This window comes from Pantoea sp. GbtcB22 (assembly GCF_019091025.1).
Taxonomy (GTDB): domain Bacteria; phylum Pseudomonadota; class Gammaproteobacteria; order Enterobacterales; family Enterobacteriaceae; genus Pantoea; species Pantoea leporis.
The window spans coordinates 575,625-598,081 of the sequence record NZ_JAGXKB010000003.1; the positions used below are offsets into that span (position 1 = coordinate 575,625).

General features: G+C 55.4%; 21 protein-coding genes. 17 read left to right on the forward strand and 4 right to left on the reverse strand.

Features of this window, described 5'->3' with window-relative positions; genetic code table 11:
- Nucleotides 1-795 precede the first annotated feature (795 nt).
- Genes KVT28_RS14230 through speG form a run of 6 tightly spaced genes read left to right on the forward strand, consistent with a single transcriptional unit; the run spans nt 796 to nt 6,320 of the window.
- Nucleotides 796-2,364: an ABC transporter substrate-binding protein gene (locus KVT28_RS14230; RefSeq protein WP_217548995.1), complete on the forward strand. Its 1,569-nt coding sequence runs from the start codon at nt 796-798 to the stop codon at nt 2,362-2,364.
- The gene (locus KVT28_RS14235; protein ID WP_217548997.1) at nt 2,364-3,416 is read left to right on the forward strand and encodes an ABC transporter permease; all 1,053 of its coding nucleotides are present in this window, start codon (nt 2,364-2,366) and stop codon (nt 3,414-3,416) included. Before KVT28_RS14230 ends, KVT28_RS14235 begins: the two co-directional genes overlap by 1 nt.
- A complete protein-coding gene (locus KVT28_RS14240; protein ID WP_101763443.1) occupies nt 3,413-4,270 on the forward strand; it encodes an ABC transporter permease in 858 nt (285 codons plus the stop codon). Before KVT28_RS14235 ends, KVT28_RS14240 begins: the two co-directional genes overlap by 4 nt.
- Entirely contained in the window at nt 4,260-5,093 is an 834-nt protein-coding gene (locus KVT28_RS14245; RefSeq protein WP_217548999.1) for an ABC transporter ATP-binding protein, read from the forward strand. Before KVT28_RS14240 ends, KVT28_RS14245 begins: the two co-directional genes overlap by 11 nt.
- Nucleotides 5,086-5,778 carry an ABC transporter ATP-binding protein gene (locus KVT28_RS14250; RefSeq protein ID WP_217549001.1) on the forward strand — a complete coding sequence of 231 codons (693 nt, stop codon included), beginning with the start codon at nt 5,086-5,088 and terminating at the stop codon, nt 5,776-5,778. Before KVT28_RS14245 ends, KVT28_RS14250 begins: the two co-directional genes overlap by 8 nt.
- Entirely contained in the window at nt 5,775-6,320 is a 546-nt protein-coding gene (speG, locus tag KVT28_RS14255) for a spermidine N1-acetyltransferase (protein ID WP_008101618.1), read from the forward strand. Before KVT28_RS14250 ends, speG begins: the two co-directional genes overlap by 4 nt.
- Before the next feature lie 102 nt (nt 6,321-6,422).
- Here the strand turns inward: speG and KVT28_RS14260 are convergent, their stop codons facing one another.
- The 4 genes from KVT28_RS14260 to KVT28_RS14275 all read right to left on the reverse strand — a co-directional run bounded on the left by KVT28_RS14260 (nt 6,423) and on the right by KVT28_RS14275 (nt 9,739).
- Nucleotides 6,423-6,842: a hypothetical protein gene (locus KVT28_RS14260; RefSeq protein ID WP_008101619.1), complete on the reverse strand. Its 420-nt coding sequence runs from the start codon at nt 6,840-6,842 to the stop codon at nt 6,423-6,425.
- 84 nt (nt 6,843-6,926) lie between these two features.
- Nucleotides 6,927-7,862: a homocysteine S-methyltransferase gene (gene mmuM / locus KVT28_RS14265; RefSeq protein WP_210081442.1), complete on the reverse strand. Its 936-nt coding sequence runs from the start codon at nt 7,860-7,862 to the stop codon at nt 6,927-6,929.
- The gene (mmuP, locus tag KVT28_RS14270; protein WP_217549003.1) at nt 7,852-9,267 is read right to left on the reverse strand and encodes an S-methylmethionine permease; all 1,416 of its coding nucleotides are present in this window, start codon (nt 9,265-9,267) and stop codon (nt 7,852-7,854) included. Before mmuP ends, mmuM begins: the two co-directional genes overlap by 11 nt.
- Nucleotides 9,268-9,400: 133 nt before the next feature.
- Nucleotides 9,401-9,739, reverse strand: coding sequence for a DUF2002 family protein (locus tag KVT28_RS14275; protein WP_008101622.1), 339 nt, complete (start codon nt 9,737-9,739; stop codon nt 9,401-9,403).
- A gap of 150 nt (nt 9,740-9,889) precedes the next feature.
- On the opposite strand from KVT28_RS14275, the gene KVT28_RS14280 reads away from it, so the two are divergent.
- From KVT28_RS14280 to emrB, 11 genes are all read left to right on the forward strand, one after another.
- Nucleotides 9,890-10,210, forward strand: coding sequence for a DUF883 family protein (locus KVT28_RS14280; protein WP_008101623.1), 321 nt, complete (start codon nt 9,890-9,892; stop codon nt 10,208-10,210).
- Between the two features lie 461 nt (nt 10,211-10,671).
- Complete coding sequence (gene nrdH, locus KVT28_RS14285) at nt 10,672-10,914, forward strand: glutaredoxin-like protein NrdH (RefSeq protein WP_101763439.1); 243 nt, start codon at nt 10,672-10,674, stop codon at nt 10,912-10,914.
- Nucleotides 10,915-10,917: 3 nt separating this feature from the next.
- A complete protein-coding gene (nrdI, locus tag KVT28_RS14290; RefSeq protein WP_061718050.1) occupies nt 10,918-11,322 on the forward strand; it encodes a class Ib ribonucleoside-diphosphate reductase assembly flavoprotein NrdI in 405 nt (134 codons plus the stop codon).
- Nucleotides 11,301-13,439, forward strand: coding sequence for a class 1b ribonucleoside-diphosphate reductase subunit alpha (gene nrdE, locus KVT28_RS14295; protein WP_217549006.1), 2,139 nt, complete (start codon nt 11,301-11,303; stop codon nt 13,437-13,439). The genes nrdI and nrdE overlap by 22 nt, the downstream gene beginning before the upstream one ends.
- 8 nt (nt 13,440-13,447) lie before the next feature.
- Complete coding sequence (gene nrdF, locus KVT28_RS14300; protein WP_217549009.1) at nt 13,448-14,407, forward strand: class 1b ribonucleoside-diphosphate reductase subunit beta; 960 nt, start codon at nt 13,448-13,450, stop codon at nt 14,405-14,407.
- Nucleotides 14,408-14,889: 482 nt separating this feature from the next.
- Nucleotides 14,890-16,080 carry a glycine betaine/L-proline ABC transporter ATP-binding protein ProV gene (proV, locus tag KVT28_RS14305; protein WP_217549011.1) on the forward strand — a complete coding sequence of 397 codons (1,191 nt, stop codon included), beginning with the start codon at nt 14,890-14,892 and terminating at the stop codon, nt 16,078-16,080.
- Nucleotides 16,081-16,082: 2 nt separating this feature from the next.
- Nucleotides 16,083-17,264: a glycine betaine/L-proline ABC transporter permease ProW gene (gene proW / locus KVT28_RS14310; protein ID WP_210081438.1), complete on the forward strand. Its 1,182-nt coding sequence runs from the start codon at nt 16,083-16,085 to the stop codon at nt 17,262-17,264.
- A gap of 63 nt (nt 17,265-17,327) precedes the next feature.
- Complete coding sequence (proX, locus tag KVT28_RS14315) at nt 17,328-18,323, forward strand: glycine betaine/L-proline ABC transporter substrate-binding protein ProX (RefSeq protein ID WP_101763435.1); 996 nt, start codon at nt 17,328-17,330, stop codon at nt 18,321-18,323.
- A gap of 708 nt (nt 18,324-19,031) precedes the next feature.
- Entirely contained in the window at nt 19,032-19,562 is a 531-nt protein-coding gene (gene mprA, locus KVT28_RS14320) for a transcriptional repressor MprA (protein ID WP_008101638.1), read from the forward strand.
- Between the two features lie 148 nt (nt 19,563-19,710).
- Nucleotides 19,711-20,883 carry a multidrug efflux MFS transporter periplasmic adaptor subunit EmrA gene (gene emrA / locus KVT28_RS14325; RefSeq protein ID WP_110868299.1) on the forward strand — a complete coding sequence of 391 codons (1,173 nt, stop codon included), beginning with the start codon at nt 19,711-19,713 and terminating at the stop codon, nt 20,881-20,883.
- 17 nt (nt 20,884-20,900) lie between these two features.
- Nucleotides 20,901-22,436: a multidrug efflux MFS transporter permease subunit EmrB gene (gene emrB / locus KVT28_RS14330; RefSeq protein WP_101763434.1), complete on the forward strand. Its 1,536-nt coding sequence runs from the start codon at nt 20,901-20,903 to the stop codon at nt 22,434-22,436.
- Nucleotides 22,437-22,457 lie beyond the last annotated feature (21 nt).

Genomic DNA, 22,457 nt, shown 5'->3' on the forward strand with positions numbered 1-22,457 from the left:
TCTTTATTACGGCAATAAAAATCCCTGCGTGCGAGGCACACAAATTAAATTAACGGCAATGCGTTTGTTAAATTAAAAATAACCTGTCGGGAATTTCCATATCACCTCCCGGAAATTAAAGACGAAAAGAGTCGCTCGCAAAATAACGAGTAATAAATAAAGACGAAGGTAAACACCACGCAATCGAACAGCGAAAAGCCGTCTAATGTGCAGCGCTAATCAGCACGCTGAGGTTCAGCGCGCGTATCGAGGCGGAGGGAAAAGTGTGTTAAAAATCATGTGCATGATGATATCCCCACGGGCTTTGGCCCATTACAATGTCGTTTAAAGGGAACAATCATCAGAAAAGAGAGGATTGCTGCCCGCCGTGTTGGCAAGCAGCGACAAAAAAGTTCGCGCGTCAGCTTGCCTTGTGATGCCAACTAAAAGGGTGACTGTCCAACTGAACTCTCCTGCTTTGAAATTGCGGCCATTATATTCTGGCAAGTAACGAAGTAAAGTTAATTATCGGTTAGTCACCCATCATTTATATTCCGTTGCAGTTGAGTTGATATTACCTCACATGCACATTCCGTAGCGGCGTGATTAATCGCGCGATTTTGCGTTAACGATCCTGCACCCAAAGCCCGTCCACACTTTGCGCAATGAATTGCGCCGCTACGGATTGTGCGGTTTCCCCTTATAACTGAACCACCCGTCTTAGATCATTAATGCATATGCATAGCCTGAAATTGACTATTCTTCACTGCTGCGCTCTCGTAAACTCGCGTTACTTTTTTTAGGCAAGGAAACAACATGAAAAAAATTATTCCATCACTGCTGGCGTTATCGCTGGTAGCCGCCTTCTCTGTTCAGGCAGCGACGCCGAAAGATACGCTGGTGATTGCCCAGTCTACCGATGATGCCGACAGCTTCGACCCTGCGCAGGGCTTCGAACTCACCACGGTGCAAGCGTTCACTAACATTTATCAGCGGCTGGTTCAGTCCGATCCCACCAATCCAACCGATTTGCAGCCAACGCTGGCCACGTCCTGGCAAGCGGGCAGCGATAATCGCAGCCTGACGTTTGAACTACGCAAAGGTGCTCAGTTCGCCAGCGGCAATCCGCTGCGTCCGGAAGATGTGATCTTCTCGCTGGGTCGCGTGGTGAAACTCAACCTCGATCCCTCCTTTATTCTTACCCAACTTGGCTGGAATAAAGACAACGTCGATACCTTCCTGAAAAAGGTTGATGACAACCACGTACAGATCAGCTGGAGCGCCAACGTCAGCCCGGCGTATGTGCTCAGCCTGCTCTCCGCGCCGGTCTCTTCGATTGTTGATGAGAAAACCGCGCAGGCCAACGCGAAGAACGGTGACTTCGGCCACGCGTGGCTCGGTACTCACTCTGCCGGTAGCGGCCCGTATCAGATTCGTAAAGTGGTGCTGCACGAAGCGATTCTGCTGAGCGCGAATCCAACTTCGCCAGCGGGCGCTCCGAAGCTGAAAAATATCCTGATTAAAAACGTTCCGGAACCGGCTGCGCGTCGTCTGCTGCTGGAACAGGGCGATGTGGATATCGCGCGTAACCTCGGTGCGGATCAAATCGCCTCGTTGAAAGGCAAAGCGGGCGTGAAGACTGAAGCGATTCCGATGGCTTCTCTCTATTACATCCAGTTCAACATCGGTGAAAACCCGGTGCTGAAGAACCCGGCGCTGTGGGAAGCCGCGCGTTACCTGTTCGACTATAAAGGTATCGCTAACGACCTGCTGAAAGGCCAGTTCGACGTGCATCAAACCTTCCTGCCGAAAGGCTTCCTCGGCGCAATCAACGACACGCCATACACTTACGATCCTGAAAAAGCCAAAGCGATTCTGAAGAAAGCCGGTCTGACCAACGTTAGCTTCACGCTTTCCACCAGCAACCAGCCGCCTTACCTCGATATCGCGCAGGCGCTGCAGGGCAGCTTTGCCAAAGGCGGCGTGAAGGTGGAAGTGCAACCTGGCCTGAGCTCTGAAGTCTCGACCCGCGTGAAGGCGCACAAATATGAAGCCACCCTGAACGCCTGGGGCGCAGACTATTTCGATCCCAACACCAACGCCGCGTCCTTCGCTTACAACCCGGAAGATGGCAGCAAAACCGTGGCTTACCGTTCCGACTGGCACATCCCGGAGCTGAACAAGCAAACGCTGGCCGCCACCGCCGAGAGCGATAACAAGAAGCGCGTCGAACTCTATCAGGCGATGCAGCGTGAAGTGCTGAAGAACTCGCCGTACGTGATTGGCTTGCAGGCGAAAAACCTGATTGCGCTGCGCGACAATCTGCAAGGCTATGTGCAAGGCATCAACCCGGACATGGTGTATTACTCGCAGGTTTCTAAGTAATGGCAGTGTCAGCTTCACAGGCCGGGTTCGCCCGGCCACTTTGGCAACGCGTTAGCCACATCGCCACCAGCCTGCTTTCGCTGCTGGTGACGCTGGTTGGTTTGTTAGCGTTCACTTTTATGCTGTCGCACCTGTCGCCTGTCGATCCGGTGCAACAGATCGCAGGCGATCACGCCAGCGAAGCCACCTACGCGCAGGTGCGCCACGATCTCGGCCTCGATCAGCCAGTGCTGGTGCAGTTCTGGCGCTATATCAGCCATTTGGCGCGCGGCGATCTCGGCTTATCGCATCTGACCAATCAACCGGTCAGCGCCGACCTGATGCGCACCTTCCCGGCCACCATTGAGCTGGCGACCTGCGCGATGATTTTTGCCGCGGTGTTCGGCATTGCCTTAGCGCTGCTGGCGGCGTGGAAGCCGGGCAGCATCATCGATAACGTGGCGCGTTTTGTTTCGCTACTCGGCTACTCGGTGCCGGTGTTCTGGCTCGGCCTGCTGGGTTTGCTGCTGTTTTATGCCGTGCTGCACTGGTCCGCCGGACCGGGCCAGCTTGATGACATCTGGATCTACACGCTGGAGCCAAAAACCGGCTTTGTGCTGATTGATAGCTGGATGTCCGGCGATCCCGAGATGTTCCGCAATGCTATTGCCCACTTGTGGCTGCCGGTGGTGATTCTCGGCCTGCTGGCGATGGCGGGTATCACGCGCCTGCTGCGCGCGGCGCTGCTGGAAGAGAGCAGTAAAGAGTATGTGGTGCTGGCGCGTGCGAAAGGTGCCAGCCGTGGCCGCATTTTACTGCGTCATATTTTCCCCAACGTGCTGGGCACGCTGATTACCGTTATCGCCCTCTCCTACGCCACGCTGCTGGAAGGTTCGGTACTGACCGAAACGGTATTTGCCTGGCCGGGCGTTGGTCGCTACATGACTAACGCGCTGTTTTCCTCTGATGTACCAGCGATTCTCGGCTCGACCTTGCTAATTGGCAGCTGCTTTATTCTGCTCAACGCGCTGGCCGATGCCCTGACCTGGTTAACCGATCCGAGAACCCGATGACTCAACAACTCTCTGAACTGGAAACGCTGCGTCCGCGCCGCCGCCGCGCGCGCGTGACCTCGCTTTCCATCGGCCTGACGCTGGTGCTGATTGTGGTGGCGATGGCATTGTTCGCGCCATTGCTGGCGCCTTTCGATCCCAATGCGCAGATCATCTCCCAGCGTTTGCAGGCGCCATCGGCGCTGCACTGGTTTGGCACCGATGGCTTTGGCCGCGATCTGCTGTCACGCGTGATTTATGGCGCGCGCCCCACGCTGCTGTTGGTGTCACTGATTCTGGTGCTGACCATTCCGGTTGGCCTGCTGGTCGGCATCACCGCCGGTTACGTGGGCGGCTGGACCGAGCGCGTGTTGATGCGCATAACCGATATCTTCCTGTCGCTGCCGAATCTGGTGATCGCGCTGGCGCTGGTCGCCATGCTCGGCCCCGGCTTGATGAATGGCGCACTGGCGCTGGCGCTCACCAGCTGGCCGCCATTTGCCCGTCAGGCGCGCGCGGAAACGCTGGCGCTGCGCCGCAGTGATTATCTCGCCGCCGCGCGCATGCAGGGCATCACCGGTTTACGCCTGATGTTTGGCCACATTCTGCCGCTGTGTATGCCAACGGCGGTGGTACGTGCCGCGCTGAGCCTCGGCGGAATCATTCTTTCAGCGGCGGGCCTCGGCTTCCTTGGCATGGGCGTGCAACCGCCTACCGCCGAATGGGGTTCGATGGTGGCAGAAGGCAGTAAAGTGATCTTCGACCAATGGTGGGTTGCCGCCGCACCCGGCGGCGCGATTCTGTTCGCCAGCCTGGCGTTTAACCTGACAGGCGATGGCCTGCGTGACCGACTGGATACTCGTCATGCCAAATGATCTGTTAATTGATGTACAAGGCCTGACGATTCGCAGCGATGATGCGCTGCTGGTCGATAACATTGGCTTCCAAATTGGCCGCGAGCGCGTGGCGCTGGTGGGTGAATCCGGTTCCGGTAAATCACTCACCGCACGTACGCTGATGGGCTTGCTGTCACCTTCGCTGCACTTGCAGGCCGATCGTTTGCAGATTGTCGACACCGATGCGCTGAGCCTGCGCGAGCGTGACTGGATCCAGCTACGCGGCAGTAAAGTGGCAATGGTGATGCAGGATCCGAAATATGCGCTCAATCCCACGCGCACCATTGGCTGGCAGGTGGAAGAACCGCTGGTGCTGCACCACAAATTGAGCGGCGCTGAACGTAAAGAGAAAGTTTGCGAGATGCTGGATGCGGTGGGCTTGCCCGACCCGCGTCAGCTGATGAAACGCTATCCGCATCAACTTTCTGGCGGCATGGGGCAACGCGTGATGCTGGCGATCGCCCTGATCACCGATCCTGAACTGCTGATCGCCGATGAACCTACGTCGGCGCTCGATCACGCGATGCGCGATCAGGTACTGGCGCTGATTCGTCGTCTGGTTGAACAGCGCAACATGGGTTTGCTGCTGATCAGCCACGATCTGCAACAGGTTTCCGAGCACTGCGAACGTGTGATGGTGATGTATCAGGGCCGCGTGCTGGATACCTTGCCGGCGTCCGAACTCTCCAACGCCAGCCATCCTTACACCAGCACCTTGTGGGCCTGTCGTCCGAGTAAAGCCACGCACTGCGAGCGTTTGCCGGTGCTGGATCGTGCCGCGCTGGAGAAGAATTATGATTGAGTTAGCGAACCTCAGCGTTTCGCACAAGCAAGGTTACGAGCTGCGCACCGTGGTGCACGATGTGTCGCTGCAGGTCGCGGCCGGTGAGTGTTTTGGTCTGGTTGGCCCGTCCGGCTGCGGCAAGTCGTCGCTGCTGTGGGTGCTGGCGGGATTGAATCCGCACTGGAGCGGCAGCATGTCGCTGGCGGGCACCGCCGTGCAGCCCGGCAAAGCGTTTACCGGCCAGCTGCGCCGCGATGTGCAGATGGTGTTTCAGGATCCCTACGCTTCGCTGCATCCGCGCCATCGCCTGCGTCGCACGCTGGCGGAACCGCTGAAAATGCTCAATCGTGATAACATCAACGACCGCATTAATGCTGGATTCCGCCATGTCGGGCTCGATCCGGTGCTGGCGGATCGCTATCCGCATCAGCTTTCAGGCGGTCAGCGTCAGCGCGTAGCGATTGTGCGCGCCCTGCTGCTGGAACCGAAGATCCTGCTGCTGGATGAGCCGACCTCGGCGCTGGACATGTCGGTGCAGGCCGAGATCCTCAACCTGCTCAACGATCTAAAGCAAAAAGATGGTTTAACCATGGTGCTGGTCAGCCACGATCCGGATGTGATCGATCACATGTGCGATCGCGCGGCGCGTATGGCGCAGGGCCGCATCGTGGAGCAACATTCAACAACAAGGAACACCGTATGACGGTTAAGTTACGTCCGCTGGAGCGGGAAGATTTACGCTTTGTGCACCAATTAGATAACAACGCCAGCGTGATGCGTTACTGGTTTGAAGAACCGTACGAAGCGTTTGTCGAGCTTTCAGACCTGTATGACAAACATATCCATGACCAAACCGAGCGTCGCTTTGTGGTGGAGCATGATGGACACAAAGCCGGGTTGGTGGAGTTGGTCGAGATTAATCACGTGCATCGCCGCGCTGAGTTTCAAATCATTATCGATCCTTCCCATCAGGGCAAAGGCTTAGCCACCAAAGCGGCAAAGTTGGCGATGGATTACGGCTTTTCGGTGCTGAATCTCTACAAACTCTATCTGATTGTCGATGAAGAGAATAAGAAGGCGGTGCATATCTACACCAAGCTGGGATTTGAGGTGGAAGGCGTACTGAAGCACGAATTTTTCATCAACGGCGAATACCGCAACACCATCCGCATGTGCATTTTCCAGCAGCAACATCTGGCGCAGCATAAAAGCGCCAATGCGATGGTGAAGCCTACCGCGCAGTAACTCAAACTGTTGAATGATTTGTAGCGGCGCAATTAATTGCGCTGTTTTTTTTCGCGGTAAGATTGCGCAATAAATTGCGCCGCTACGATCGGTGCGGGCTTATTAACCCCGCGCGCCGACGACGTTCAGCTTCGGCTGTGGATGTTCTGGTTTGAGATCGTACATGCCGCCGTAGAAGGGATCGACCAGCAGCCAGCCGGGGAAGCCCAACAGCGGAATATTGCCGAGCAAATACCACAGATTGGCATTGGCCTCGATCGGCAAGGTTAGCGGCACATAGCCCGGACTCTCCAGCATCACCTGATAGTGCTTCTTACCAAAATAATTCCCGGTCGATTTCGCCAGCTCGACGGTTTGCGGGGTATAGCCCTGCGCCACTGCGCGGCCGGTCTCATCCTGCACGGTGAAACGCGCGCCTTGCGGCAGGGAGTCGATTTTCACCGGTTGCGTTTCAGTGCCGACAATGGTGGCGCAGCCGCTCAGCAGCAGCGCACAGGCAGGAAAAAGAGGTCGCAGGTTCATAGCAGGTCCGCTTCAGCATCAGATAGGACAGTGTAAACTGCCCTTCTGTGCTTAATCGCGCTATCACTGATGATTTTCTGCGCTTTATTGCGGTTGACAACAGGCAGCAATCGCCGCGATATCCTGCGGCGTGGTACGGCAGCAGCCGCCAATCAGACGTGCGCCCGCCTGCTGCCATTCAGCGAATTTGTCATGCAGCGTGCAGCCCGACGGCGCGGAGTGCCAGGTTTTGCTGCTGGCATCGTACTGCTCGCCGGAGTTCGGATAGACCAGCAGCGGCTTATCACACAGCGCCTGGAAGCGGCGCAGAGCGGGCGTTACGCTCTCCAGCGCCACGCAGTTGATGCCAACCGCCACCACCTGCGGTGCCGCATGCACCAGCTCAGCCACTTTACTCAACGGCGTGCCGTCGCTGATGTGTTCGGCATCGCGCAGGGTAAAGGAGAACCACGCGCTGCTGGCAGGGAATTCAGCCAGTAAACTCACCAGCGCCTGCGCTTCGGTAAAGGACGGCAACGTTTCACAGGCCAGCAGATCGACACCCGCTTCCAGCAACGCCTTCACGCGCGGACGGTGGAACGCTTTCATCTCCTCTTCCGGCAGCGCGTAATCACCGCGATACTCCGCACCATTGGCCAGAAAAGCGCCATACGGCCCGACCGAACCGGCCACCAGCAAGGGCGCGGTGCTGGCGGAAGATGCGCGATAGTCATCACGCGCGCGCTGCGCCAGCTGTACGCTCTGGGTGATCAGTGCCAGCGCCTGCGCTTCATCTAAGCCGCGCGCGGCAAAACCCTGCGGCGTGGCCTGATAGCTGGCGGTAATCGCCACATGCGCGCCAGCGGCAAAGTAATCGTGATGCACCTGATAAATCAGCTCAGGATTTTCCATCAGCACTTTGGCCGACCACAACGCATCGGCCAGATTGCAGCCGCGCGCCTCCAGCTCGGTCGCCAGCGCGCCATCCAGAATCAACGTGTCAGTTTGGGTTAGAGCCTGCGCGATAGGATTACGCGACATCGTTGGCCTCCTCAGCCTTAAGGGATGACTTGCGTCGTTGCGTGACATGGTATGCGGCATAGCAGAACAGCACAAACGGAATGCCGCACCACAGCGCAATACGCTGCGATGGATCGAATGCCAGTCCGACGCACGCCAGCAGGCATAACAGGAAGCCCAGAATCGGCGTCAGCGGATAGAGCGGCGCGCGATACGCCAGCTGTTGTAAGCTGCCGCCCGCCTGCAGATGGCGACGACGGAACACATAGTGCGAGGCGCAGATGCTGAGCCACACCGCCACCACGGCAAAACCGGAAATCGCCGACAGCGCCACAAACACTGTGTCCGGCGCAATCACACTGGAGAACAGCGCCAGCAAGCCGCCAATCATGCTCACGGTCAGCGCCAGCACCGGAATGCCATGACGGTTGACGCGCGCAAAACAGCGCGGCAGCGTCTTCTCATTAGCCAGCGACCACAACATGCGGCCAGAAGCATACAGGCCGGAGTTGGCGGCGGAGAGAATGGCGGTGAGGATCACGAAGTTGAAAATATCCGCCGCGTACGGGATGCCGATCTTTTCAAACACCAGCACAAACGGGCTTTTGACGATCCCGGCCTGATCCATCGGGATCAGCGCCGCCAGCACAAATACCGTGCCGATAAAGAAGATGATCAACCGTGCGACGGTGGTGCGGATCGCCAGCGGCAGCGCTTTTTGTGGCTGCTCGGTTTCACCGGCGGCGATGCCGATCAATTCCGTGCCCGAGAAAGCGAAGTTGACCGCCACCATGGTCATCAGAATCGGCAGCGTGCCGTGCGGCAGCCAGCCGGAAGCGGTGAGATTGTGTAATCCCGGCGCAGCACTGCCGTCTTTCATCGGGATAAAACCAAAGATCGCGCCCGCTCCGAGAATGATAAAGGCGATGATGGTGATCACTTTAATGATGGAGAACCAGAATTCACCTTCGGCAAAGAAGCGCGTTGAGACGATATTCAGCAGATAAATAGCGATGCAGAACACCAGACACCATGTCCACACCGGCACGCTCGGGAACCAGTACTGCATGCAGAATCCGGCGGCGGTCAGGCTGGAACCCAGCGCCACCGTCCAGGTGAGCCAGTAAAGCCAGGCGACGGTATAACCGGTGGCCGGACTGAGATAGCGCGCGGCATAGACGTGGAACGCGCCGGTTTCCGGCATCGCCACGGCCAGTTCGCCGAGACAGACCATCACCAACCACACCACCAGCGCACCAATCAGATAGGCCAGCAAGGTGCCGGCTGCACCGGTGGTTGAGATGATGTAGCCGGTATTGAAGAACAGTCCGGTTCCGATCACACCGCCCAGCGACAGCATCACCAGATGCCGTACTTTCATGGTGCGCTTAAAGTTTTCCTGTGGAGGCGTATCCTGAGTTTGCATGATATTTATCCGTATGGACGTCTGAACATCTATATGGACACAAGGTTATACGCGTCAGCGTGCGGATTTGCAACGGGGCAGAAGGAGAGGATTGAGTCAGGGTTTGCGGCCCCGCGTGAAACGGGGCGCAAGTTCAGGCGCCAAATACGCCTTGCAGATAACGCTCAAGCGCAACGCGCGAGCTGAAGCCGTGCGGAATGCCGTAATGCTCCTGCGAATCGCCCATTAAATAGAGTGGGAATTGCGTGTAGTGATCGCAGGTTTTCATCTCTGAAGCCGGTTCAGCAAAGCTCTGGCTTTTCTCTTTCAGCGTCGGGTGAATGATTAAGGCGGTCCGTCCCATACGCGCTTCGCGATTGACGTACACATAGTTTTCGCCGCGACGATAACCGTAAATTTTTGGCGTTTGGGTATCCATTTCGAAGCCCACTTTCTCAAGTACGCGCGCTACCTCATCTGGTCGTAAATACATGCTTGCTCCTCTCTTCTCACAGCCCCGCAACCTTACAGCAGCAAGATGGCATGGGCATTCGGAATTTTCCCTAAAGCCTGGCACATCCCTGCGTTTAATCACGCTTCGTCTACACTAAGTATTACGTTTTAAATCAAAGGGAGCTAAAAAATGTTTAATCGAAGCGCAAAAAACGATGACATTGATATCAATCAGGATGTAAACGAACTGGCCGATTCGCTAGAGGCATTACTTAAATCTTATGGCAGTGAAGCTAAAGACGAAGTTGATAATGCCCGTAGCCAGGCGCAGGCGCTGTTGAAGCAGACGCGTGCCAAACTGAGCGGCGGACAGAGTCGCGTATCGCAAGCGGCACGTGATGCGGGTACGCAGGTTGATGCCTATGTCCACGACAAGCCGTGGCACGGCGTGGGCGTCGGTGCGGCGATAGGTTTAGTGCTTGGCGCGCTGCTGGTGTCTTCACGCCGATAAGCCTGTGTTCGTTGATGCAATGAGCCTCGCTGATGCGGGGCTTTTTTGTGGGCGCGAGATAGTGCGCGCTTTCCCTCACCCTAACCCTCTCCCGCAGGCGTGAGAGGGAATGTTGAGGTGGCGTTCAACTGTAACACCTATGCTGGATCGGCTCCTTCTCCCGCTTGCGGGAGAAGGCTGGGATGAGGGCTAAATCGCACAAAATCTAACCACTTCTCCCACCTCGTTCCCTTTACAAAAAATTTTTCCGGCCTGGAAGGCGCATGATCTCTGGCCTTAGCGAATATCCGAAGATCAAAATCACAAAACCCTATATCTGGTGGGCTTGACCCTTTTACCCACTACATCTAGTATTCAACCCATCAACTAACTACCAAATGTCGTCAAGGACGAAGTTCGATGCAAACAGGAATTTGCTTCGTATCTCGCAATCTGACCGCAATCAAAGGGAAATACGAATCATGCGCATTATTATTTACACCAAAGACAACTGTGTCCAGTGCAATGCGACAAAAAATGCCATGGACCGCAAAGGTATCGACTATCAGCTGATCAACCTTGATACCCAACCTGAAGCCATCGACAACCTCAAATCTCTCGGCTATCGCCAGGTGCCAGTGGTGATGACGCAAGACGATCACTGGAGTGGCTTCCGTCCCGACAAAATTGCCAGCCTGAGCCAGCTCGCGGCCGTCGGGGGATAAGCCATGTTTCCACTGGTCTATTTCTCTAGCCAGTCGGAAAACACGCACCGATTCATCACGCGTCTTGGGCTGCCTGCCCGCCGCATTCCGGTTGACGGCAAGCAGCGCCTGCATATCGAACAGCCCTACATTTTAGTGGTGCCGAGCTACGGCGGCGGCAGTTCGCGCGGTGCGGTGCCGAGACAAGTGATTCAATTCCTCAATGATGATGCCAACCGACGCGGGATTCGCGGGGTGATCGCTGCCGGTAACCGCAACTTCGGTGAAGGCTATTGCCTGGCGGGCGACATCATTGCGCAGAAATGTCAGGTTCCCTATCTCTACCGCTTTGAGCTGATGGGAACCCCCGACGATATCGCTAATGTAAAAGCGGGAGTGACCCAATTTTGGCAACGACAGACACCCTAAACAGCTCGCTGACGGATTACCACGCGCTTAACGCGATGCTGAACCTGTATGACGCCGATGGCCGCATCCAGTTCAGTAAAGATCACGAAGCGACGCGCCAGTTCTTCCTGCAGCATGTACAACCCAATACCGTGCAGTTTGCCTCGGCAGGCGAGCGCCTGCGCTATCTGGTGGCCGAAGGCTACTACGAAGCCGAGGTGCTGAATCAGTACGCTTTCGATTTCCTGTGTCAGCTGCACGATGAAGCTGATGCGGCAGGTTTCGCCTTTCACACCTTCCTTGGGGCGTGGAAGTTTTACACCAGCTACACGTTGAAAACCTTCGACGGCAAACGCTATCTGGAAACCTTCGAACAGCGCGCCTGCATGGTGGCGCTGACGCTGGCACGCGGCAATGAAACCTTAGCGCGCGAGCTGTTGGCGGAAATGCTGAGCGGTCGCTTCCAGCCGGCTACGCCAACTTTCCTTAACTGCGGTAAGCAGCAGCGCGGCGAGCTGGTCTCCTGCTTCCTGCTGCGCATCGAAGACAACATGGAATCGATTGGTCGCGCGGTGAACTCGGCGCTGCAACTGTCTAAACGCGGCGGCGGCGTAGCGTTCCTGCTCTCCAATTTGCGTGAATCAGGCGCGCCGATTAAGCGCATTGAGAACCAGTCGTCCGGCGTAATTCCGGTGATGAAGATGCTGGAAGATGCGTTCTCCTACGCTAACCAGCTGGGTGCACGTCAGGGCGCAGGTGCGGTGTGGCTGAATGCGCATCACCCGGATATTTTCCGCTTTCTCGATACCAAACGTGAAAACGCCGACGAGAAGATCCGCATCAAAACGCTGTCGCTCGGCGTGGTGATCCCGGATATCACCTTCCAGCTGGCGAAAGAGAATCGCGATATGGCGCTGTTCTCGCCGTACGATGTCGAGCGCATCTACGGCAAAGCCTTTGGTGATATCAGCATCAGCGAGCATTACGACGAGATGCTGGCGGACGATCGCATCACCAAAACCTACATCAAGCCGCGCGATTTCTTCCAAACGCTGGCGGAGATTCAGTTTGAATCGGGCTACCCGTACATCATGTTTGAAGACAGCGTGAACCGCAGCAACCCGATTGCCGGGCGCATCAACATGAGTAATCTCTGTTCCGAGATTTTGCAGGTTAACAGCGCCAGCGAATTCAATGATGATCTTAGCTATCGTCGCGTCGGCAAAGATATCTCCTGCAACCTCGGCTCTCTCAACATTGCGCATGCCATGGATTCGCGCAATCTGGCGCAAACCGTGGAAACCGCCGTGCGTGCACTGACCGCCGTTTCCGAGATGAGTGAGATCAATTCGGTGCCTTCGGTGGCGGAAGGCAATCGCCGCTCGCACGCGATTGGCCTCGGTCAGATGAACCTGCATGGTTATCTGGCGCGCGAAGGCATGGCGTACGGTTCAGAAGAGGCGCTGGATTTCACCAATCTCTACTTCTATTGCGTCACCTATCACGCCGTGCGCACCTCGAATCTGCTGGCGCAGGAGCATCAGGAGAGTTTCGACGGTTTCGCCGAGTCGAAATACGCCAGCGGCAGTTACTTCGATAAATATGTCGAACAGCGCTGGCTGCCGCGCACCGCGCGCGTGGCAAAACTTTTTGCCGATGCCGGACTGACTCTGCCAACGCAGGCCGACTGGCAAGCGCTGCGTGCAGCAGTGATGCAACATGGGCTGTACAACCAGAACCTGCAGGCGATTCCGCCCACCGGTTCGATCTCGTACATCAACCATGCGACCTCCAGCATTCACCCGATTGTGTCGCGCATTGAGATCCGTAAAGAGGGCAAAACTGGCCGCGTTTACTATCCGGCGCCGTTTATGACCAACGACAATCTCGACCTCTATCAGGATGCGTACTCCATTGGGCCGGAAGCGATTATTGATACCTACGCCGAAGCCACGCAGCACGTCGATCAAGGCCTGTCGCTGACGCTGTTCTTCCGCGACGACGTCACCACGCGCGATATCAACAAAGCGCAGATCTACGCGTGGAAAAAAGGCATCAAAACGCTCTATTACATCCGTCTGCGCCAGATGGCGCTTCAAGGCACCGAGGTGCAGGGCTGCGTCTCCTGCTCACTGTGATGAAAACTATGCAACTAAAACAAATTCAAGCCATTAACTGGAACCGCATCCAGGACGAAAAAGACCTCGAAGTGTGGAACCGACTGACCAGTAACTTCTGGCTGCCGGAAAAAGTGCCGCTCTCCAACGATTTGCCAGCGTGGCAGTCGCTGGACCACCAGCAACAGCAGCTGACTATTCGGGTGTTTACCGGATTGACGCTGCTCGACACCATCCAGAACGTGATTGGTGCGCCGGGCCTGATGGAAGATGCTATTACGCCACACGAAGAAGCTGTGCTGTCGAACGTCTCCTTTATGGAAGCGGTGCATGCGCGTTCGTACAGTTCGATATTCTCCACGCTGTGTAATACCGCAGATGTCGATGCGGCGTATCGCTGGAGTGAAGAGAATGAAGCGTTGCAGAACAAGGCGAAGATTGTGCTGGAGCACTATCGCGCCGAGGATCCGCTCAAGAAGAAAATCGCCAGCGTGTTCCTTGAATCGTTCCTGTTCTACTCCGGTTTCTGGCTGCCGATGTACTGGTCAAGCCGTGGCAAGCTGACCAACACCGCAGATCTGATTCGCCTGATCATTCGCGACGAAGCGGTACACGGCTACTACATCGGCTATAAGTACCAAAAGTCGCTGGAAAACGTCGATGCTGGCCGCCGCGAAGAGCTGCAGCAGTTCGCGATTGATTTACTGCTGGCGCTTTACGAAAACGAAGTGGTGTATACCGAAGCGTTGTACGGTGAAGTCGGTTGGGCGGAAGAGGTGAAAACCTTCCTGCACTACAACGCCAATAAAGCGCTAATGAACCTCGGCTACGAAGCGCTGTTCCCGGCCGAACTGACCACCGTGAACCCGGCGATTTTGTCCGCGCTGTCGCCCAACGCCGATGAAAACCACGACTTCTTCTCAGGTTCAGGCTCCTCTTATGTAATGGGGAAAGCCGTGGAAACCGAAGACGAAGACTGGAATTTTTAATACGCGTCATAGTTCGCGTTGCCTGGAGGCACCTACTTTTGGCACAGCAGCGTTGACTGCGCCCACTCTTCCCAGTCCCATAGTTCACTATGCTGCTGGGTCGAGTGGGCTTGTCGCCTTGCTGTGACGCGAATTATTTAGCGTATTGATTCAGTGATAATTAATTTTTAAACCAATCTTATTTCCGCTCTTCTCACCCATTTATTTCACTTATATTTCTTCTTTTTGGATTGATTTTCGGCCGCTCTGCACCAGAAACAGTCTGAAACGCACATAAATTCACTTCTCAAATGCAAAAAATTAATCCGCGCGCATCCCTTGTGAGCACTGGCGATTTTAGCGATTGACTGCTGCGCGCGCCGCCGAATATCGCCATTCAGGGTTGTCAGATAATTTCACTATGTTAGGGTATAGGGCGCTTAATTTTAATCAGGACCACAACAAGAAATAGTTAAACATTTAACCGGGAAATTAATTACTGCATGGCAATTAAACTCGAAGTAAAGAATTTATATAAAGTATTTGGGGATAATCCCGAAAAGGCATTTAAGCTGATCGATAAAGGCGAAAGCAAAGAGCGTATTCTGGCAAAAACCGGCCTCTCTGTTGGCGTCAAAAATGCCAGTCTGGCCATTGAAGAAGGCGAGATCTTCGTCATCATGGGGCTTTCAGGTTCAGGTAAGTCCACCATGGTTCGCCTTCTCAATCGTCTGATCGAGCCCACTCGCGGCCAGGTAATCATAGACGGTGTCGATATTGCCAAAATATCGGAATCAGAACTGCGTGAAGTCCGCAGAAATAAGATCAGTATGGTATTTCAATCCTTCGCGCTGATGCCACACATGACGGTGCTAAATAATGCCGCCTTTGGCATGGAATTATCCGGCATTCCCTTAGCCGAACGTCAGGAAAAAGCGCTGGAAGCATTGCGTCAGGTTGGCCTGGATAATTACGCCCACTCTTATCCCGATGAACTTTCTGGCGGCATGCGTCAACGCGTTGGATTAGCCCGCGCATTGGCGATTAATCCTGATATTTTATTAATGGATGAAGCTTTCTCAGCACTTGATCCGTTGATTCGTACCGAAATGCAGGATGAACTGGTAAAACTGCAGGCCAAACATCAGCGTACCATTGTATTTATTTCTCACGACCTCGATGAAGCGATGCGTATTGGCGACCGCATTGCCATTATGCAGGGCGGCGAAGTGGTACAGGTCGGCACGCCGGATGAAATCCTCAATAATCCTGCCAATGATTATGTGCGCACCTTCTTCCGCGGCGTCGATATTAGTCACGTGTTTAGCGCCAAAGATATTGCGCGTCGCAGCGCGGGTTCTCTGATCCGCAAAGCCGCCGGTTTTGGTCCGCGATCCGCCATCAAGCTGCTGCAGGATGAAGATCGCGAATATGGCTACGTGCTGGAGAAACAGAAGTTTGTTGGCGTGGTGTCCACCGATTCATTGAAAGCCGCGCTGGCGGCCGGTGAAGGGCTGGATAGCGCGCTGCTCGACATGCCCTTAGCGGTTCCTGCCGATACCTCCCTGAACGATCTGCTGTCGCATGTGGCACAAGCGCCCTGCGCCGTGCCGGTAGTCAGCGAGGAGAATCAGTACGTCGGTATCATTTCGAAAAGCATGCTGTTGCGTGCTTTAGACCGTGAAGGAGCCTAATCATGAGCGAACAAACAGCGAATCCGTGGGAAAGCGCCAGCCAAACCACCCAGCAACCTGCCACCACTGATACCAGCCCCGCCGCCAGCAGCAGCGATCCCTGGGCAAGCGGCGGTGCCGCGCCTGCAGATAGCAGCTCCGGCAGCGCCGATGCATGGGGCGATCCCTCCGCCGCCAGCAGCGGTGGCCACGATGCTGCCAGCAATGCTGCCAGCAGCAGCAGCGACTGGCTGAGCAGCGCACCCGCTCCCGCGCCGGAACATTTCAACCTCATGGACCCGTTCCATAAAACCTGGATTCCGCTTGATAGCTGGGTGACTGAAGGCATCGATTGGGTGGTCAGCCATTTCCGCCCGGTGTTTCAGGGCATTCGCGTGCCGGTGGATTACATCCTCAGCGCATTCCAGCAGTTACTGCTCGGCATGCCCGCGCCGGTAGCGATTGTGGTGTTCGCACTGATCGCCTGGCAAATTGCCAGCCCGGCGATGGGCATTGCTACGCTGGTCTCGCTGATTGCCATTGGCGCGATTGGTGCCTGGTCGCAGGCGATGGTTACGCTGGCGCTGGTGCTAACCGCCCTGCTGTTCTGCATCATCATCGGCTTGCCGCTCGGCATCTGGCTGGCGCGCAGTGAACGTGCCGCGCGCATTATTCGTCCGCTGCTGGATGCGATGCAGACCACGCCAGCCTTCGTCTATCTGGTGCCGATCGTCATGCTGTTTGGTATCGGCAACGTGCCGGGCGTAGTGGTGACCATTATCTTTGCGCTGCCGCCGATTGTGCGCCTCACCATTCTTGGGATTAAGCAGGTGCCAGCCGACCTGATTGAAGCGAGTGAATCCTTCGGTGCCAGCCCGCGTCAGATGCTGTTCAAAGTGCAGCTGCCGCTGGCGATGCCGACCATCATGGCTGGCGTAAACCAGACGCTGATGCTGGCGCTGTCAATGGTGGTGATCGCCTCGATGATCGCGGTTGGCGGTCTCGGTCAGATGGTGCTGCGCGGCATTGGTCGCCTGGATATGGGCCTCGCCACCGTCGGCGGCGTGGGCATCGTGATCCTCGCCATTATCCTCGATCGCTTGACGCAGTCGATGGGCCGCGACAGCCGCAGCCGTGGCAGCCGTCACTGGTACAGTACTGGCCCGCTCGGTCTGCTGATGCGCCCTTTCAGTAAAAAAGCCTGATTTCAATGGGCGGTCCGCTGCGGCCGCCCGTCTTCGACGTAACACGTAAAATAAGGAATGACTATGCGCAAGACAGCTCTCATCGCCGCCGTCCTGACGACGTTCGCCGCGACGCACGTGTCCGCCGCCGACCTGCCCGGTAAAGGCATCACCGTTAAACCGACGCAGAGCACCATCTCTGAAGAGACCTTCCAGACGCTGCTGGTAAGCCGCGCGCTGGAGAAACTCGGCTATACCGTTGAGAAGCCAAGCGAGATTGATTACAACGTGGCGTACACCACCATCGCAGCCGGTGATGCCACCTTTATTGCCACCAACTGGCAACCGCTGCACGACGATATGTATAAAGCCGCGGGCGGCGATGCGAAGTTTTATCGCCAGGGCACTTACGTCGGTGGCGCGGCTCAGGGTTACCTGATCGATAAGAAAACCGCCGAGCAGTATCACATCACCAATATTGAACAGCTGAAAGATCCCAAGATCGCCAAACTGTTTGATACCAATGGTGATGGCAAAGCGGATTTGACCGGCTGTACGCCAGGCTGGGGCTGTGAAGCGGTGATTAATCACCAGATTGATGCCTACAAGCTGAGCAACACCGTGGAGCACAATCAGGGCAACTACTCAGCGATGATCGCCGATACCATCACGCGCTTTAAACAGGGCAAACCGGTGTTCTATTACACCTGGACGCCGTATTGGGTCAGCGACGTGCTGAAGCCGGGAAAAGATGTGGTATGGCTGCAGGTGCCGTTCTCTTCACTGCCGGGCGAGCAGAGCAAAGTCGATACCAAGCTGGCGAACGGGGCTAACTACGGTTTCCCGGTGAACACCATGCATATCGTCGCCAACAAAGCCTGGACCGAGAAAAACCCGGCCGCGGCAAAGCTTTTTGCTGAGATGAAGCTGCCGATTGGCGACATCAACGCCGAGAATGCGGCGATGCATGCGGGCCATGCTTCTGAAGCCGATATCAATGGCCACGTTGATGGCTGGATCAAAGGTCACCAGGCGGAATTCGATAAGTGGATTCAGGACGCACTGGCGGCAGCCAAGTAACGCATTTACATTAGCGTTGGTATTGTAGCGGCGCGATTTATCGCGCCGTTTTTCATGCAATACATCCACTCCAAGAACTCAGCGCAATAAATTGCGCCGCTACGGCAAATGGCTGCCTCCCCCCTTTTCCTTTCCCCCGATAAGCGAAGCGTGCGCTATAGCGCACTGGTACGTCCTGTTAATTAACACACCATTGAAATAATTTTTTCGGTTACTATTACCTACAAATGATTATCTCTCTTATCCGCACGCAATGACTGCTTCCCGTTTAGCGATCAAATTCCATCACTTAGGCTGGTGTCGCATTCGCGCGGGCGTTGTTAAGAGCATGTTAATCAACACCTTGATTTACGTGGATAAGCGGCGCGCGAAAAGTGTTTAGAAATCGTAAAGATGGTTCTAAACCGCTGAGCAATACTATTCATTAATGATTGGGTTTGTTATGGTTAGCAGCGCAGTTATTCACCAGAGTTATTTTTTCTCGCGAAATTATTTATCTGTAAAAAGGTTTCCCGAGATGAATTGATGGCATCGGCTGCCTGTATGTTCAGGTGGGATGTCAGGGCAAAATGCCCAGGGTTAAGGAACAACCTGGAATGTCAGATGTTGACTATGTGATCGTGCTAACAATCACCTGCGGAAATTGTGACTACGCTTAATCTGTCACCATCATTACTATACCAGTTGCAACTAAGAGGTTTTTTTAAAATGGAAAGTTCGTTTACTCCCATTGAACAGATGCTTAACATCCGTGCTAACCGCCATAAAGATTTTCCGCTGCAGGAGATCATTCTGACCCGCTTGTGCATGCACATGCAGGGTAAACTGCTGGATAATCGCAACAAAATGTTGAAGGCGCAGGGAATTAACGAGACCTTATTCATGGCGCTGATTACCCTTGATGCACAGGAAAATCAGAGCATTCAGCCTTCAGAACTGAGTTCTGCCCTCGGCTCTTCACGCACCAATGCCACGCGTATCGCTGATGAGCTGGAGAAGCGCGGCTGGATCGAACGTCGTGAAAGCGAGAACGACCGTCGCTGCCTGCATCTGCATTTGACCGAAAAAGGCAATGAATTCCTGCGCCAGCTGCTGCCACCGCAGCATCAGAGCCTGCAATACCTGTGGTCTTCGCTCTCTACTAACGAGCAGGATCAGCTGGAATCGATTACCCGTAAGTTACTTAACCGTCTCGATAAAATGGACGAAGATCAGGTTATCGCTTCCCTGTCGCGCTAATAGCAAGAAGTGCGACACAATCACCTTCCGAAATCGCTATTTTAATCCCCTTTTGTCCGGCCAGCGCTTAAGTGCTGGCTTTTTTGACTCGGGCAACCGTGTTGAAGGATCGGCACATCCCGACTAAATGGAAAACGTGGAGAACGACATGAGTGCGACAGCGGAAGCTCAAAGCCCGCAACAGCCAGCGAATAAAAAGAAGAAGCGCAAAGGTGTGCTGATCCTGCTGGCTATCGTGTTTGTAATTATTGGTGTTTCGTATCTGGCTTACTGGTATTTGGTGCTGCGTCACTTCCAGGAAACCGATGATGCGTACGTGGCAGGTAACCAGGTGCAGGTGATGGCGCAGGTTTCTGGCAGCGTAAACAAAGTGTGGTTTGATAACACCGACGTGGTGAAGAAAGGCGACGTCCTAGTGTCGCTGGATAAAACTGATGCCGAGCAGGCGTTTGAAAAAGCGCAGACCGCGTTAGCCACCAGCGTGCGTCAAACCCACCAGCTGATGATCAATGGCAAGCAGTATCAAGCTACCATCAAACTGCAGCAAACTGCGCTGGAACAGGCCGAAGCTGACCTGAAACGCCGCGAGCCGTTGGGCGCGTCTAATCTGATTGGCCGCGAAGAGCTGCAACACTCGCGTGATGCCGTGGCGACAGCCAAAGCGCAGCTGGATGTGGCAGTGCAGCAATACAACGCTAACCAGGCGATGATTCTGAATACCTCGCTGGAAAATCAGCCCGCGGTACAGCAGAGTGCGGCTGAGCTGCGCGATGCCTGGCTGGCGCTGCAGCGTACTGAAATCCGTAGCCCGATTGATGGCTTCATTTCACGTCGCAGCGTACAGGTTGGCTCGCAAATCTCCACCACCACCCCGCTGTTGGCGGTGGTGCCGTCCACTAATCTGTGGATCGATGCAAACTTCAAAGAGACCCAGCTTGCAGGTGTACGTATCGGCCAATCAGCCACGGTAATCAGTGATATCTACGGCGATGACGTCGAGTATCACGGCAAAGTGGTGGGTCTGGATATGGGTACCGGCAGCGCCTTCTCGCTGCTGCCTGCGCAGAACGCCACCGGTAACTGGATCAAAGTGGTCCAGCGTCTGCCGGTGCGTATCGAGCTGGATCCGAAACAAGTGGCGGAACATCCGCTGCGTATCGGCCTCTCCACGCTGGTGAAAGTGGATACCCAAAACAAAGAGGGTGCCACGCTGGCCAGCACCGTGCGTTCGCAAGCCGCGTATGAAAGTAATGCGTTGGCAATCGACCTCGCGCCGGTTAACCAGCTGATTACTGACATCGTTCGTGCCAACGCTGACTAACGCCGCGGGAGGCTGTTATGGCACAAAAACCGCTTGAAGGTGCGCCGTTAGTCCTGATGACCATCGCCCTGTCGCTGGCGACGTTCATGCAGGTACTCGACTCCACCATCGCTAACGTGGCGATTCCGACCATCGCCGGTAACCTCGGTGCCTCGAACTCGCAGGGCACCTGGGTGATTACCTCTTTCGGGGTGGCGAACGCCATCTCGATTCCGATAACCGGTTGGCTGGCCAAGCGCATCGGTGAAGTGAAGCTGTTTACCTGGTCGACCATCCTGTTTGTGCTGGCGTCCTGGGCTTGCGGCATGTCCGAAAGCCTGGAGATGCTGATTTTCTTCCGCGTCATTCAGGGCGTGGTTGCCGGTCCGCTGATTCCGCTGTCGCAGAGTTTGCTGCTGAACAACTATCCGCCAGCGAAACGCAGCGTGGCGCTTTCGCTGTGGGCGATGACGGTGATTGTGGCACCGATCTGCGGTCCGATTCTCGGCGGCTGGATCAGCGATAACTATCACTGGGGCTGGATCTTCTTCATCAACGTGCCGATTGGTTTGGTGGTGGTGTTACTGACGCTGCAAACGCTGCGTGGACGTGAAACCAAAACCGAAATCCGCCGGATCGATATGGTGGGGTTGGTACTGCTGGTGGTGGGCATTGGCTCGCTGCAGGTGATGCTGGATCGCGGAAAAGAGCTCGACTGGTTTAGCTCAACCGAGATCATTGTGCTGATGGTGGTCGCCGTGGTGGCGCTGCTGGTGTTGCTGGTGTGGGAGCTCACCGACGACCATCCGATAGTCGATTTGTCGTTGTTCAAGATGCGCAACTTCACCATCGGCTGTTTGTCGATCAGCCTGGCCTATATGCTTTACTTCGGCTCGATAGTGTTGCTGCCGCAGCTGTTACAGGAGGTATATGGCTACACCGCCACCTGGGCCGGATTAGCGTCGGCACCGGTGGGGATTCTGCCAGTGATCCTGTCGCCGATCATTGGCCGCTTCGCCCACAAGCTGGATATGCGTAAGCTGGTGACCTTTAGCTTCATCATGTATGCCGTCTGTTTTTACTGGCGCGCCTACACATTTGAGCCGGGGATGGATTTTGGTGCATCAGCGTGGCCGCAGTTTATTCAGGGCTTTGCGGTGGCGTGCTTCTTTATGCCGCTCACCACCATTACGCTGTCAGGCTTACCGCCAGAACGTATGGCGGCGGCATCAAGCCTGTCGAACTTCGTGCGTACGCTGGCGGGTTCCATCGGTACCTCGATTACTACCACCATGTGGAGTAACCGTGAATCGATGCATCATAGCTATCTGTCGGAGTCGGTGAATCCGTACAACGTCAATTCACAGCAGATGTATGACCAGTTGCAAAGCATGGGCATGACCCAGCAGCAGGCCTCGGCATATATCGCGCAGCAAATTACCAATCAGGGTCTGATTATTTCGGCGAATGAGATCTTCTGGGCATCGGCGGGCGTGTTCTTGATCTTGCTGGTGCTGGTGTGGTTTGCGCGTCCACCATTTGGTGCGGGCAGTGGCGGCGGTGGTGCTCACTAAGCGAGACAAACAAAAACGGGC

Excerpts from the sequence above, each read along its gene's own strand:
- KVT28_RS14230 (WP_217548995.1), top strand. The coding sequence starts at position 796 with ATGAAAAAAATTATTCCATCACTGCTGGCGTTATCGCTGGTAGCCGCC.
- KVT28_RS14235 (WP_217548997.1), top strand. The coding sequence starts at position 2,364 with ATGGCAGTGTCAGCTTCACAGGCCGGGTTCGCCCGGCCACTTTGGCAA.
- KVT28_RS14240 (WP_101763443.1), top strand. The coding sequence starts at position 3,413 with ATGACTCAACAACTCTCTGAACTGGAAACGCTGCGTCCGCGCCGCCGC.
- KVT28_RS14245 (WP_217548999.1), top strand. The coding sequence starts at position 4,260 with ATGCCAAATGATCTGTTAATTGATGTACAAGGCCTGACGATTCGCAGC.
- KVT28_RS14250 (WP_217549001.1), top strand. The coding sequence starts at position 5,086 with ATGATTGAGTTAGCGAACCTCAGCGTTTCGCACAAGCAAGGTTACGAG.
- speG (WP_008101618.1), top strand. The coding sequence starts at position 5,775 with ATGACGGTTAAGTTACGTCCGCTGGAGCGGGAAGATTTACGCTTTGTG.
- KVT28_RS14260 (WP_008101619.1), bottom strand. The coding sequence starts at position 6,842 with ATGAACCTGCGACCTCTTTTTCCTGCCTGTGCGCTGCTGCTGAGCGGC.
- mmuM (WP_210081442.1), bottom strand. The coding sequence starts at position 7,862 with ATGTCGCGTAATCCTATCGCGCAGGCTCTAACCCAAACTGACACGTTG.
- mmuP (WP_217549003.1), bottom strand. The coding sequence starts at position 9,267 with ATGCAAACTCAGGATACGCCTCCACAGGAAAACTTTAAGCGCACCATG.
- KVT28_RS14275 (WP_008101622.1), bottom strand. The coding sequence starts at position 9,739 with ATGTATTTACGACCAGATGAGGTAGCGCGCGTACTTGAGAAAGTGGGC.
- KVT28_RS14280 (WP_008101623.1), top strand. The coding sequence starts at position 9,890 with ATGTTTAATCGAAGCGCAAAAAACGATGACATTGATATCAATCAGGAT.
- nrdH (WP_101763439.1), top strand. The coding sequence starts at position 10,672 with ATGCGCATTATTATTTACACCAAAGACAACTGTGTCCAGTGCAATGCG.
- nrdI (WP_061718050.1), top strand. The coding sequence starts at position 10,918 with ATGTTTCCACTGGTCTATTTCTCTAGCCAGTCGGAAAACACGCACCGA.
- nrdF (WP_217549009.1), top strand. The coding sequence starts at position 13,448 with ATGCAACTAAAACAAATTCAAGCCATTAACTGGAACCGCATCCAGGAC.
- proV (WP_217549011.1), top strand. The coding sequence starts at position 14,890 with ATGGCAATTAAACTCGAAGTAAAGAATTTATATAAAGTATTTGGGGAT.
- proW (WP_210081438.1), top strand. The coding sequence starts at position 16,083 with ATGAGCGAACAAACAGCGAATCCGTGGGAAAGCGCCAGCCAAACCACC.
- proX (WP_101763435.1), top strand. The coding sequence starts at position 17,328 with ATGCGCAAGACAGCTCTCATCGCCGCCGTCCTGACGACGTTCGCCGCG.
- mprA (WP_008101638.1), top strand. The coding sequence starts at position 19,032 with ATGGAAAGTTCGTTTACTCCCATTGAACAGATGCTTAACATCCGTGCT.
- emrA (WP_110868299.1), top strand. The coding sequence starts at position 19,711 with ATGAGTGCGACAGCGGAAGCTCAAAGCCCGCAACAGCCAGCGAATAAA.
- emrB (WP_101763434.1), top strand. The coding sequence starts at position 20,901 with ATGGCACAAAAACCGCTTGAAGGTGCGCCGTTAGTCCTGATGACCATC.